Origin of the sequence: Corynebacterium aurimucosum ATCC 700975 (assembly GCF_000022905.1) — a bacterium.
In the GTDB taxonomy this organism is placed as follows: domain Bacteria; phylum Actinomycetota; class Actinomycetes; order Mycobacteriales; family Mycobacteriaceae; genus Corynebacterium; species Corynebacterium aurimucosum_F.
The window spans coordinates 1,690,782-1,703,919 of record NC_012590.1 but is presented as its reverse complement, the minus strand read 5'-3'; the positions used below and the strand labels follow the sequence as shown (position 1 = coordinate 1,703,919).

The 13,138-nt window shown below is 61.5% G+C and carries 13 protein-coding genes; 11 read left to right on the top strand and 2 right to left on the bottom strand.

Going from position 1 to position 13,138, the window contains the following annotated elements:
* Positions 1-4: 4 nt before the first annotated feature.
* Positions 5-727 carry a peroxide stress protein YaaA gene (gene yaaA / locus CAURI_RS08040; RefSeq protein ID WP_010190346.1) on the bottom strand — a complete coding sequence of 241 codons (723 nt, stop codon included), beginning with the start codon at positions 725-727 and terminating at the stop codon, positions 5-7.
* A 32-nt stretch (positions 728-759) separates the two neighbouring features.
* Here yaaA and CAURI_RS08035 point away from each other — a divergent pair, with 32 nt between their 5' ends.
* Positions 760-2,529 (top strand): proline--tRNA ligase, encoded by a 1,770-nt coding sequence (locus CAURI_RS08035; protein ID WP_010190344.1) that lies wholly within the window; start codon positions 760-762, stop codon positions 2,527-2,529.
* Between the two features lie 27 nt (positions 2,530-2,556).
* Complete coding sequence (locus CAURI_RS08030; RefSeq protein ID WP_012715110.1) at positions 2,557-2,952, top strand: DoxX family protein; 396 nt, start codon at positions 2,557-2,559, stop codon at positions 2,950-2,952.
* A 30-nt stretch (positions 2,953-2,982) separates the two neighbouring features.
* On the opposite strand, the gene CAURI_RS08025 is transcribed toward CAURI_RS08030, so the two are convergent.
* A complete protein-coding gene (locus CAURI_RS08025) occupies positions 2,983-3,837 on the bottom strand; it encodes a hypothetical protein (protein WP_010190340.1) in 855 nt (284 codons plus the stop codon).
* Between the two features lie 37 nt (positions 3,838-3,874).
* On the opposite strand from CAURI_RS08025, the gene rimP reads away from it, so the two are divergent.
* The 9 genes from rimP (at position 3,875) to CAURI_RS07980 (ending at position 13,133) form a co-directional block, all read left to right on the top strand.
* Positions 3,875-4,441: a ribosome maturation factor RimP gene (gene rimP / locus CAURI_RS08020; RefSeq protein ID WP_010190338.1), complete on the top strand. Its 567-nt coding sequence runs from the start codon at positions 3,875-3,877 to the stop codon at positions 4,439-4,441.
* A 3-nt stretch (positions 4,442-4,444) separates the two neighbouring features.
* Positions 4,445-5,461: a transcription termination factor NusA gene (gene nusA, locus CAURI_RS08015; RefSeq protein WP_010190336.1), complete on the top strand. Its 1,017-nt coding sequence runs from the start codon at positions 4,445-4,447 to the stop codon at positions 5,459-5,461.
* A 120-nt stretch (positions 5,462-5,581) separates the two neighbouring features.
* Positions 5,582-5,917: a YlxR family protein gene (locus CAURI_RS08010; RefSeq protein WP_010190334.1), complete on the top strand. Its 336-nt coding sequence runs from the start codon at positions 5,582-5,584 to the stop codon at positions 5,915-5,917.
* A 109-nt stretch (positions 5,918-6,026) separates the two neighbouring features.
* Positions 6,027-8,744, top strand: a complete 2,718-nt coding sequence (gene infB / locus CAURI_RS08005; RefSeq protein ID WP_010190332.1) for a translation initiation factor IF-2 — start codon at positions 6,027-6,029, stop codon at positions 8,742-8,744.
* A 150-nt stretch (positions 8,745-8,894) separates the two neighbouring features.
* On the top strand, positions 8,895-9,338 hold the full coding sequence (gene rbfA / locus CAURI_RS08000; RefSeq protein ID WP_010190331.1) for a 30S ribosome-binding factor RbfA: 444 nt from the start codon (positions 8,895-8,897) through the stop codon (positions 9,336-9,338).
* Positions 9,339-10,301, top strand: a complete 963-nt coding sequence (locus tag CAURI_RS07995; RefSeq protein WP_010190330.1) for a DHH family phosphoesterase — start codon at positions 9,339-9,341, stop codon at positions 10,299-10,301.
* Entirely contained in the window at positions 10,302-11,600 is a 1,299-nt protein-coding gene (locus tag CAURI_RS07990) for an MATE family efflux transporter (RefSeq protein WP_010190329.1), read from the top strand.
* Between the two features lie 44 nt (positions 11,601-11,644).
* A complete protein-coding gene (locus CAURI_RS07985) occupies positions 11,645-12,466 on the top strand; it encodes a metallophosphoesterase family protein (protein ID WP_010190328.1) in 822 nt (273 codons plus the stop codon).
* The gene (locus CAURI_RS07980; RefSeq protein ID WP_012715109.1) at positions 12,459-13,133 is read left to right on the top strand and encodes a 4'-phosphopantetheinyl transferase family protein; all 675 of its coding nucleotides are present in this window, start codon (positions 12,459-12,461) and stop codon (positions 13,131-13,133) included. Before CAURI_RS07985 ends, CAURI_RS07980 begins: the two co-directional genes overlap by 8 nt.
* Positions 13,134-13,138: the final 5 nt, after the last annotated feature.

Here is a 13,138-nt window from a genome sequence, read left to right as displayed (position 1 = left end):
GAAGCTAGACCACGAGCACCAGCTCGGTGCCGCGCAGTTCGGTGCTCATGCCCGCCTCCTGGGCTACGCGGGCGGCATTCTCGAGGGAGGAGACATTCTCGCCCTGCAGGGCCAGCACGCGGGCGAGCTCTCCCTTGTAGTGCTTGTTGAAGTGAGAGACCACCTTCCGGGAGCCATCCTCTTGCACTGACTCCACGCGCACGGTGGCGGCGTCCTTGAGCTTGCCCAGTTGTTGGTAGGTGCCCGAGCGCATGTCGATGAGGAACTCGTCAGCGTCGACAAGCGCGCGCAGCTCATCGGTGATGGCCGTACCCCAGCGTGACTTCAATGTGCGCCCACCCAACTTGGTGCCACCGGAAAGCCGGTAGTGGGGGATGAGGTCATCGGCGCGCACTAGACCAAATAACGCATCGCCCACGGCGAGGTAGCGCCGCGCTTCCGGGGGGAGGGTGGGGGCGTCGAGGGCGTCGTACAGCACGCCGGTGAAACGCTCCAGCGCGGGCATGGTTGGGGAGGATGCCAACTCGCGGTTAGACTCGGCTTCCCCGCGCAGCTTCTCAGAGAGTTTGAGCACCTCCAGCGCTTCATCGACGTCGAGGGATGACAACTCTGCGGCGATTTCTTGGCGGATCGGGTTCAGCGCGGAAAAGGAAAGCTCGTCCCAGTTCAGGGCTGCGCCGCTGCCGCCGTGTGCTTTGGTCTCAGAAGGAGGGAGGATGATCAGCATGGCTACATGCTAGCGATGTAAACTGAGCAACCATGATTACACGTCTATCTGAGCTTTTCCTCCGCACTCTTCGTGAGGATCCGGCTGATGCCGAAGTCCCCAGCCACAAGCTTCTCGTCCGCGCAGGTTATGTGCGCCGCGTCGCGCCGGGTGTATACACCTGGCTGCCACTGGGGCTGCGTGCCATGCGCAAGATTGAAGACGTTATCCGTCAGGAGATGAACGCCATCGGCGGCCAGGAGATGCTCTTCCCGGCGCTGCTGCCGCGCGAGCCTTACGAGGAGTCGAACCGCTGGACGGAATACGGCGATAACCTGTTCCGTCTCAAGGACCGCAAGGGTGCGGACATGCTGCTGGGCCCGACCCACGAGGAGATGTTCACCACTGCGGTGAAGGATATGTACTCCTCCTACAAGGATTTCCCAGTCACGCTCTACCAGATCCAGACGAAGTACCGCGATGAGGAGCGCCCGCGTGCCGGCGTGCTGCGCGGCCGCGAGTTCACCATGAAGGATTCCTATTCCTTCGACATGACGGATGAGGGGCTCGATGAGTCCTATGCCCGCCACCGCAAGGCTTACCAGAACATTTTTGACCGCCTGGAGATCGATTACGCGATTTGCAAGGCCACCTCTGGTGCGATGGGTGGTTCGGCCTCTGAGGAATTCCTCGCCGTATCTGAGGTAGGCGAAGATACCTTCGTGCGCGCCACGGAGGGCGAATACGCCGCCAACGTGGAAGCAGTGGTGACCCAGGCACCGGAGGAAATCTCCTTCGAGGGCCTGCCGGAGGCACAGGAGCATGAGACTCCGAAATCCGAGACCATTGAGTCTTTGGTGGAGTGGGCTAAGGGTGCCGGCATTACTGTCGACGGCCGCGAGGTCACCGCAGCGGACACCCTCAAGTGCATGATGATCAAGGTGGCCGCCCCCGCAGCCACGGAGGAAGAGAAGGAATGGGAGCTCGCCGCTGTTCTTATTCCGGGCGATCGCGCCTTGGATGAGAAGCGCCTGGAGGCTTCTCTCGAGCCGGCTGAGTTTGAGCTCGCCGGTGAGGGTGACTTCAAGAAGAACTCCTTCCTGGTCAAGGGCTATGTCGGACCGCGTGTCCTGAATGCCCACGACGTGAAGGTTTATGCTGACCCGCGCGTGGTTTCCGGTACCTCCTGGATTACCGGCGCGGATGCCCCGCAGCGCCACGTCGTCGGACTGGTGGCTGGCCGCGACTTCACCGTGGATGAGTTCATCGAGGCCGCCGAGGTCAAGGAAGGCGATCCGGCGCCGAATGGGCAGGGAACGCTGACGCTGGAGCGCGGTATCGAGTTAGGGCACATCTTCCAGTTGGGCCGCAAGTACACCGAGGCTTTCGATGTTCAGATTCTGGATGAGAACGGCAAGCGCGCCGTGCCGACCATGGGCTCCTACGGCATTGGTGTGACGCGCATGCTCGCCGTGCTGGCGGAGCAACGCCACGATGAGAAGGGCCTCAACTGGCCAGTGGCCGTGGCCCCGTACCAGGTGCACGTGGCCGTAGCGAACAAGGACGCCGCTGCCCTCGAAGCAGGTCAGAAGCTGGTCGAGGATCTGGATCGCGCAGGCATCGAGGTGCTGTACGACGACCGCCCCAAGGTCTCCCCGGGCGTGAAGTTCAAGGATGCCGAGCTCCTGGGCATGCCGTTCATCGCCATCCTGGGCCGCGCTTTCGCTGATGGCATCATTGAGTTGCGCATCCGTGGCGGCGAAACCCGTGAGGTCCCCGCAGACTCCATCGTGGACACCTTAACGGAGCTCATCCGCGGCTAGGTGCGTTAAGCGCGTAGTCTCGCGGGTATGAGTTCTCACAACCCCGCACTGACATATTCAATGGCTGCAGCACTCTCTGCCATGGGAGTGCTGCATTTTGCTAAGCCGAAGCCCTTCGAGTCCATCATCCCACCACAACTTCCAGGGTCGGCTCGCTTCTACAACTTCACCTCTGGGGCCTGGGAAGTGGTGACCGGTGCACTCCTGGCGAACCCATCGACGCGACCTGCAGGCGGCCTTTCAGCCCTAGCTTTGTTCGCCGCCGTGTGGCCGGCGAACTTCTACCAGGCCTACAGGGACTTAGAAAGCGGCAAGGCATCAACCGGCAAGAAGATCTACCACGCGGTGCGTCTGCCGTTGCAGATTCCGGTCATGCGCTATGCCTGGTCGCTGTACGCCGAAAAGAACGCCAAACGTCGGTAGCTCAGGAAAATCGAGCCCGCGAGGGAGGAATTAAGCTGCACTGATGCGGTGAGATTGGGCGGCTACAGAAATAAGCCAGCTTCGCCATTCAGCATTGGGTGCCGCTTGGTCGGGCACCTCCTGTGAGGCGGCGGAGGCCCATGTCACCGCGTCACTATGCGCGACGTAGTCAAGGAACGCGCGCGCTGAGGCGGCGTCTACGGGCAGCTCACCGGACGACGAGGTGTAGGCCGCTGCGGGCTGTGGCACTGGTCCGATTTTGGCTACTGCTTCTTGGAGCGCGAGGACGCGGTTCTCGTGCAGAGCGAGGCGCTCATCAACCAGCTCTTCGACGTCAGGTGTGACATAGGAACGAGCAAAGTCCAAGGCATACACCTGCTGGTATTCCCAGTCCAAAAGTTCGGTGGCGAGGTCAGCGTCATCCTCCGTCAGCTCCGGCACAGCGCCCGGTTCATCGGTGGAGCGGGCCTCCATTGCGATGGCTTGGGCGACGAGCAAGGGCCGAGATTCCGGGGAGACTGCGTCAAGCTGCTCTTCAGTCGATGAAGAAGCTGCGGCGAGCACGGCAGCCGCATCAGTGGCCTCGTGTGCTTCACCCTCACGATTCACTTCGCAGGAGCGCGGAACGTGTCCTTCCTCGTCGCGGCCGCAGAGGCGCTCAATTTCGGAGTAAAGCTCGTCTGCGTGCTGCGCGCGCAGGGCTGCGGCATCCGCATCAAGCTCTTCCAAGGCGAGAGCATCCGCGCTGGCGGCTTGAGCAAGCGACGTGAGGGTGGGGTCTGCGTGGGGGCCAAAATAATCCACGATCGCGTCGGTGGCTTGGCAGCCGCCCAGCCAGGGGGCAGCGCAAGCAAGCAGGGTGGGGACAACTACTCGGCGGTTCACGCGATAGACCCTACCCGGGTGACCTAGTCTAGAGCGCATGGCATTCCCAACACCCGCGCAACTAACCGAAATTCTGCAGCCTGTCGCCGCCGCACGCGGCCTCGACATCGAAGATGTGAAGACCACGCGAGCTGGTAAGAAGTCTCAGGTCATCATCCGCATCGATGGCGATGAGCGCCCGAGCTCCGATCTTATTGAGGAACTTTCGCAGGAGATTTCCGAGATCTTTGATGCCCAGGAGGAAGCGGGCACCCTCAATTTTGGCGCGGGCTACACCTTGGAAGTGTCGACGCCAGGTGTGGACTTCCCGCTGAGTGCCTCGCGCCATTGGCGCCGCAACCAAGGAAGGCTCGTTGGTTACGCGCTTGCCGAGGAACCTGGAACCACTCGCGTCGCCCGCATCGGCGCCCTGTCTGAGGACGAAGAATCCGTGGCGCTTATCACGATGGTGAAGAAGGAGGTGCGTTACCAGATTGAGCGATTGGAAAACTTAAGCCGTGCAGTGGTAGAAATTGAATTTGCTCAGCCTTCAGCCGTGGAGCTGGAGGCGGCTATGCAGACGTTCGACTTCGCCGAGCAGAACTCGGCAACCCGAGAGGACTAACAAGTGAATATTGACCTAGAGGCACTCCGCACAATTCAGCGCGAGCGCGGCGTCCCCGTGAAGGACCTGCTCGAAGCTATCGCGGGTGCCCTTTTGTATTCCTACCTGGACCACCGTGCGGAATCCGCTGAGACAAAGGCGGAAGGCACGAAGTCGCGCGTAGACATCGACGCCGACAGCGGCGCCGTCACTGTCATCGTGACCGAAAGTGATCGGGAGACCGGAGAGGTCATCAGCGAGTACGACGACACCCCGGACAACTTTGGGCGCATCGGCGCGCAGGCGGTCCGCGATGCCATCCTGCGCAAGTTGCGAGAGAACGAGGCTGAGCGAACCTATGATTCCTATTCTGAGCTGACCGGAACGGTGGTGTCGGGCGTCGTCCAGCGCGATATCCACGCCAACAATCGCGGCGTCGTTGTGGTGCAATTGGGCACCGAACACGATTCCCAGGATGCTTTCCTGTTGCCTGCTGAGCAGCTGCCGGGGGAGAAGCTCGAGCACGGTGACCGCGTCAAGGCCTATGTCGTGGGCGTGAACCGTAACGGCGCTAAGGTGCAGATCACGTTGTCTCGTACTCACCCGGAGCTGGTTCGCGGCCTCTTTGAGCTGGAGGTTCCGGAGGTCGCCGACGGTGCGGTCGAGATTATCGCCATCGCTCGCGAGGCTGGCCACCGCTCCAAGATCTCCGTTCGCGGCCATGCCAAGGGCCTCAACGCCAAGGGTGCGTGTATCGGCCCGAAGGGCTCCCGCGTCAGCAACGTGATGCGTGAACTCGGTGGTGAGAAGATTGACATCATCGACTTCAACGAAGACCCAGCCGTGTACGTGGGCAATGCTCTCGCCCCGTCGAAGGTCGTGCGCGTGGAAATCCTCGACGAGGAAGCGCAGGTGGCCAAGGTAACCGTGCCGGACTACCAGCTTTCGCTCGCTATCGGCAAGGAAGGCCAGAACGCTCGCCTCGCAGCTCGCCTGACCGGATGGAAGATTGATATTCACTCCGATGCCGCTCGGGATTAGCTTTCCGAGCAGCCTGCGGTGGAATTAAAGGTTTGGCCTATTTTAGCGTAGACTAGACAACGGCCCACATGCAGGAATGCTGTGGCGTAGCAACAGTAGCGATATGACCTAAGGAGTTGGATGTCTCAAGGACAGCGTCTCCGCACCTGTATCGCTACGCGTCAAAAGCATCCCGACACGGAACTGCTGAGGGTGGTCGCCGACAAGGGTGATCCCTCAGGGCGCCGTGTCGTTCCGGATCCCAGCCGTCGCCTTCCCGGAAGGGGAGCGTGGATAAGGCCTGATCTGGAAGCAGTAGAGCTGGCGGAGCGAACCCGTGCCTTCAGGCGCGCGCTCCGAATGTCCACAGACGTGGACACAGGTCACGTACGTGAGTACCTTGCTGCCAGGCAGCAGGTGCAGTCGGCGGGCAACAGCCCGTGCGACCCAGAGTTAAAAAGGAAGACCGAACACTGATGAGCGCACAACCATGAAGCAGCATCAGCGATGAAAGTCCATAGCCATTAACTAGGGGTCAGGCCGTATTCCGCGGCCTTGGCTCCTAGAAAGATTAAAGAGGAGACAAGTGCCCGGAAAGCTACGTGTACACGAGTTGGCAAAGCAGCTCGGCGTAACCAGCAAGGAACTACTCGCCACGCTGAAGGAACAAGGCGAGTTCGTCAAGACCGCATCCTCGACCATCGAACCCCCGGTGATCAAGAAGATGCGCGCACACTACGAAGCTAAGGGTGGCGAAGACAAAGCAGCGGAGAAGAACGCGCCGGCAGCCACCCCAGCTTCTGCTTCCAAGAAACCGACAGAAAAGAAGCCTGCCACCGCGGCAAAGCCAGGCCCGAAGCCAAGTGCTGCCCCCAAGCCCGGTGCTGCTCCGAAGCCAGGTGGTGCACCGAAGCCAGGTGGTGCACCGAAGCCGGGTGCCACGCCAAAGCCCGGTGGCGCACCGAAGCCTGGAGCACAGCGCAAGAATACCGAGAAGGGTAGCGAGCGCGCTGTCACTCCGCGCAGCATGCCGAAGCCTGGCGGGACCCGCCGCGTGGCCAACAACCCGTTCTCCACGGGTAGCTCCAGCGATCGTCCGAGCCCCGGACCACGCCCAGGCGGTACCAAGGGACAGCGTTCCGCTGGCAAGCCCGGTGATAACCGTGGCGGCAAGGGCGGCGCACGCCCGCAGGGTGATGGCAACCGCAGCGGAGGACGTCGTCCTTCGCCGGCAATGATGCCTTCGCACCCGAACCCGGCCAGCATGCCGTCGAAGGCCGCTGGTAGTGGCGGCGGTGGTCGTGGTCGCGGCGGCCGCGGTGGCGGCCCCGGCCACGGTGGTCCTGGCCACGGTGGTTTCCGTGGACGCGGCGGTCGTCGTGGTGGCACCGCTGGTGCATTCGGCCGTCCGGGTGGCGCACCGCGTCGCGGTAAGAAGTCGAAGCGTCAGAAGCGCCATGAGTTTGAAGAGCAGCAGAAGCATGAGGTAGGCGGCGTACGTCTGCCTGACGGCGGCGGTAAGGTCGTACGCCTGCGTCGCGGTGCTTCCCTGGCTGACTTCGCTGAGAAGATTGGTGCAGATCCTGCAGCACTGGTGCAGGCACTGTTCAACCTCGGTGAGATGGTGACTGCTACGGCTTCTGTCTCCGAAGACACCCTGCAGCTGTTGGGTTCGGAGATTAACTACGAGGTTCAGGTCGTCTCCCCAGAGGATGAGGACCGCGAGCTGCTCGAGTCCTTCGACCTGCAGTTCGGCGAAGACGAGGGTGGCGAAGAGGCACTTGAGAAGCGCCCGCCAGTTGTGACCGTGATGGGTCACGTTGACCACGGTAAGACTCGCCTTCTGGACACCATTCGTAAGACCAACGAAGGTGCCGGCGAGGCCGGTGGCATCACCCAGGGCATCGGCGCCTACCAAACCACGGTGGACCTGGAGGATGGTCCTCGCACCATCACCTTCCTGGATACCCCGGGTCACGAGGCCTTCACCGCCATGCGTGCCCGCGGTGCTAAGTCCACCGACTTGGCCATCCTGGTGGTTGCCGCTGATGATGGCGTGATGCCGCAGACCATCGAGGCAATCAACCACGCGAAGGCAGCTGACATTCCTGTGGTCGTCGCGGTCAACAAGATTGATAAGCCGGAAGCTTCCCCGGACAAGATCCGTGGTCAGCTCACTGAGTACGGACTGGTTCCGGAAGAGTACGGTGGCGACACGATGTTCGTGGATATCTCCGCGAAGAACAACATCAACATTGATGATCTGCTCGAAGCCGTCATCTTGACGGCGGACGCTGCCTTGGAGCTCACCGCTAACCCGGACATGGATGCACAGGGCTCTGCCATCGAGGCCCACCTCGACCGCGGCCGCGGTCCGGTGGCTACGGTTATCATCCAGCGCGGTACGCTGCGCATTGGTGATTCCATCGTGGTTGGTGATGCACACGGACGCGTGCGCCGCATGCTCGATGAATTCGGCAACGATGTGGAAGAGGCCGGCCCGTCCCGCCCGGTTCAGGTGCAGGGTCTCAATGGTGTCCCTGGCGCCGGCGACAACCTCCTGGTTGTTGAGGATGACCGCGTGGCACGCCAGATTGCTGCACAGCGCGATGCTCGTAAGCGTTCTGCTCTGCAGGCAAAGGCTCGCAAGCGTGTCTCCCTCGAGGACCTGGATGCAGTGCTCAAGGAAACCTCGACGCTCAACCTCATCCTCAAGGGCGACAACGCAGGTTCCGTGGAAGCCCTCGAAGATGCCCTGTTGGACATCGAGGTCGACGACGAGGTACAGCTCAACATCATCGACCGTGGTGTGGGTGCGGTAACGCAGACCAACGTCTCCCTGGCTGCAGCTTCGGACGCCATCATCATCGCCTTCAACGTTCGCGCTGAGGGCAAGGCCACCGAGGAAGCTAACGCTGAGGGCGTCGATATCCGCTACTACACGGTGATCTACCGTGCCATCGAAGAGGTTGAGGCAGCTCTGAAGGGCATGCTCAAGCCCATCTACGAGGAGCGCGACACCGGTGCGGCAGAGATCCGCGCGCTGTTCAAGTCCTCCGCCGTCGGCACCATCGCCGGTTGTATGGTCACGGAGGGCAAGGTCAAGCGCAATGGCAAGGTACGCCTGGTCCGCGACGGAAACGTCATTACCTCCGATGCCAAGATCGAGTCCCTGCGCCACGAGAAGGATGACGCAAACGAGATCAACGCCGGCTACGAGTGCGGTATGGTTCTGTCCTACCCGGATATTCAGGTAGGCGATATCATCCAGGCCTACGAAGAGGTCGAGGTCCCGCGCGACTAAGCGCCACCGAGTTCTTCAGCTAATAGCTGAGCTCAGGTAATAAAGCCCAGCCAGGAAAGATTCTGGCTGGGCTTTCCTCATTTCGGCCGAAAGGTGCAGAATCGGTATCCTAGACTAGTTGCCAGTAACCGTACGTAAAGGAGCTTCACCATGGTTGATCACGCACGCGCCGCACGCATGGCAAAGCGCATTCAGACAATCGTCGCCAGTGCCATTGAGCGCCAAATCAAGGATCGCCGCCTTGAGCTGGTGACAATCACGGATGCCCGGGTCACGGGTGATCTCCACGACGCCACCGTGTTCTACACGGTGCGTGGTACGGATATCGGGACCGAGCCTGATTATGACCAGGCGGCCGAAGCCCTCACCAGGGCTAAGGGGCAATTGCGCAAGATTGTGGGTGATGAGCTCTCCGTTCGTTTTACACCGACGCTGTCCTTCGAGCTCGATACCGTCCCCGAGGCCTCGGCGCACATGGAGGAGCTGCTCGCCCGCGCCCGTGCCCGCGATGCGGAGCTAGCCAAGCTGAAGGAAGGTGCACAGCCCGCAGGCGACGCGAACCCGTACAAGACCTCGGACGAGGAAGAGGACTAAGTGTCGCGAACCAACTACGAAGCCGCAGTGGATGCGCTGGTGCAAGCCAGCAGCATTTGCATCATCACGCATTTGCGCCCAGACGCCGACGCGGTCGGTTCGGCAGCCGCCCTTACCCTGGCGCTCCGCCAGCGTGGGAAACAGACCCGTACCGTGATTGGCCAGCGCCGTGATATTTCAGCCAACCTGTTTTCCATCCCCACGGTGGATGAGATCGAGTTGGTGGATGAGCTTCCACAAGGTTATGACCTCTATGTCACTGTGGACTGCGGCTCGATAGATAGGACGGGTTCGGTGGCCCGGGAGATCGAAGAAATGGCCGCCGTGGGCCGCGTGCTGTGCATCGATCACCACGCCTCCAACGATGGTTTTGGAGCCATCAATGTGGTGGATCCGGTATGTGAGTCGACTACGGTGGTGATCCTAGACATCTTGGATAGGCTGTCCATCCAAATCGATCGCGTCATCGCGCACTGCCTGTACGCGGGCCTAGTCACCGATACCGGTAACTTCCGGTGGGGCCGCCCAGCCATGCATGATATCGCCGCGCGCCTGATGCTCTATGGTCTCGACACCAAGCAGATTGCGTTGGAACTCATGGATTCCAGCACGGCCGATGACCTGCAGATGATTGGACGTGTGCTTTCAGGCCTCAGGATTGAGGAAGCAGGGGAGCACCGCCTCGCTGTTCTCTTCGTCCCACATGAGGAGGTCAGCTCCCACGCCGATTCCGCGATTGAATCTTTCGTCGATTATGTCCGGGCCTTGAAAGGCACTGACATCGGAGTGGTCTTCAAGGAGCAGGCGCCTGATGTTTGGGCGGTGTCCCTGCGTTCCTCCGCCGTCAACTGTGCGGAGGTGGCGCTCGCCTTTGGAGGCGGCGGGCATATTCCGGCCGCAGGTTATACCGCGCACGGAAGGCCCGAGGAGGTTATCGCGCAGCTGGTAGGTGCGTTGTCCTAGATGGCTTCCGAGCAACCAGTGAAGGTTTCTGCCGCTGAGGTCTTCCGCCTCGCCGTCCCCGCTCTGGGCGTTCTGGCGGCCATGCCGCTGTATTTATTGTTGGATACCGCGGTCGTAGGCCGTTTGGGGGCGGAGGATCTGGCCTCGCTTGGCGCAGCGGCCACGCTCCATTCGGTGGTTACCACCCAATTAACCTTCCTGTCTTATGGCACGACCGCGCGTGCGTCACGGCTGTTCGGCGCGGGGAAGCGCGAGGAAGCCGTCGCCGAGGGCGTGCAAGCAACGTGGGTTGCCGTGGGCGTTGGAATGGTGCTCGCCGTCATCATGTGGCTCTTCGCCGGCGTCTTTGCCACCTGGTTGACGGGTAACCCGGATACAGCGCGGGGGACCGCACAGTGGCTGCGGATTGCGGCCGTCGCCATTCCTTTTACTCTCATCAACATGGCCGGCAACGGCTGGATGCGCGGTGTTCAAAACACCCGCAAGCCCCTCTACTTCACCCTTGCAGGCATGGTTCCCGGCGCCATCGCGGTGCCGATTTTCGTGCACTTCTGGGGTCTGCCTGGCTCTGCACTGGCCACGGTGCTGGGCATGGGGATCATCGCGGCGTTCTTCGTGGCAGAGCTGCGCCGCGAGCATACTGGCTCCTGGGAGATTCGCTGGAGCGTGGTTCGTCGGCAGCTCGTGTTGGGGCGTGACCTCATCGTGCGTTCGCTGAGTTTCCAAGTGGCGTTTCTGTCAGCGGCGGCTGTGGCCTCACGTATCGGCACGGCGCAGCTCGCCGCGCATCAAATCATGATGCAGATGTGGAACTTCCTGTCCCTCGTTCTGGATTCTCTCGCGATCGCTGCCCAAGCCTTGACCGGTGCGGCATTGGGAGCGGGATCAGCTCGCTATGCCCGCACGGTGGGAACCAAGGTAACGCTCTACTCGACGTCCTTCTCCCTCGCGCTGGCAGCGGTACTGGGCCTTGGCTCCGCTTTTATCCCACGGATTTTTACCACGAGCCCGGAGGTTCTAGAGGTCATCTCCGGCCCCTGGTGGGTTATGACCTTCCTCGTCATTATTGGCGGCGTCGTCTTCGCCTTGGACGGCGTCCTCCTGGGGGCTGGGGACGCGGCCTTCCTCCGCACGCTGACCCTCGCATCAGTGCTCCTCGGCTTCCTGCCCGGCGTCTGGTTGGCCTTTGTTTTCGGCACCGGCCTGACCGGGGTGTGGGGCGGTATTGCCGCATTCATCCTCATTCGCATGGTGGGCGTGGTCTGTCGTTTCTACTCTATGCGGTGGGCGCAGGTCTAAGCCTGTGGTAGAAGTAGAGGGACTGTTCGTGTGAAGGAGGCGCTATGACCACTCTGTGGGCCGTCTCCGATCTCCACGCGGCAGTGCGCGTAAACGGGGACCGCATCGATGAACTTGTCCCGCCGAACCCCAACGATTGGCTGATTGTTGCCGGCGACGTGGCCGAGCGCATTGACCTTGTTATCAACACCTTGGCGCGCCTAAAGAACCGCTACGCCACCGTCATTTGGGTGCCCGGCAACCACGAGCTCTTCTCCCGCGGACAGGACGCCTACCAGGGGCGCTCGAAATACGATCGCCTCGTCGAAGGCTGCCGGGAAATCGGCGTGATTACCCCGGAGGATCCGTTTCCGGTATTCGGAGGGGTCACCGTGGTCCCACTGTTTACGCTCTACGATTACAGCTTCCGTCCACCAGGCACCACGGTGGAACAGGCGCTGGCGAGCGCGAAGGAGAAGCAGATCATCATGACCGATGAATTTGCCATCGCCCCCTTCGTCGATGTTCGCGCGTGGTGCTGGGACCGCCTGGCCTATTCGATCAAGCGGCTATCACGGGTCGAGGGTGAAACGGTTCTTATCAACCACTGGCCGCTGGTACAGGAGCCGACTCTCTACTTGCGTTGGCCCGAAGTGGCCTTGTGGTGCGGCACCCGCCACACGCGCTCCTGGCCGCGGCGCTATAACGCTATGGCAGTGATCTATGGTCACCTCCACATGCCTAATCGCGCCAACATCGATGGGGTAGACCACATCGAGGTGTCCTTGGGCTATCCACGTGAGTGGCAGGCTCACGGTGGTCTTCAGCCGTGGCCGTATCCAGTGCTCACCATCGATGAGAAGACGGGGAGGGCCGAGCATGCTTGAACCTTCTCTCTTCCCGGAATCAGCTCGTTTTTGCTACGTACGCACGGATGAGTCGATGACTAATCTCCTCAACTATCATCACCTCTCCCCAGAAGAGCGCTCCGTGGTCTCCCAGGCTGTGGACGTGCGCAAATCCGAGTTCGGGGATGCGCGCTGGTGCGCCCACCAAGCCTTGAAGGAGCTCAACTACACGGGAGATGAGCCGATTCTGCGCGGCGAGCGCGGCATGCCGCTGTGGCCGGAGGGCTATACCGGATCGATGACGCACACCGAAGGGTTGCGCGCAGCCGTGGCAGCTCCTGACACACACGTGCGCTCCATGGGGCTTGACGCCGAACCAGCGGAGCCCCTGCCAGAACACGTGTTGACGATGATTGCGCGGCCGGGGGAGATGCCGCAGCTGGCTCAGTTGCAAGCGGCGGGTATTTCCTGCCCGGACCGCCTGTTGTTCTGCGCCAAGGAGGCCACCTACAAGACGTGGTTCCCCATGACTCGGCGCTGGCTGGACTTTGACCAAGCCGAAATCGATTTACGCCTCGATGGCACTCTGGTGTCCTACCTCTTGGCGCGGCCGACCCCGGTGCCCTTCATTACTGGGCACTGGATTATCCGGGATGGCTATGTCATCGTCGCCACCGCTGTCCCGGCGCTCAATTTTGACCGCTAAATCAG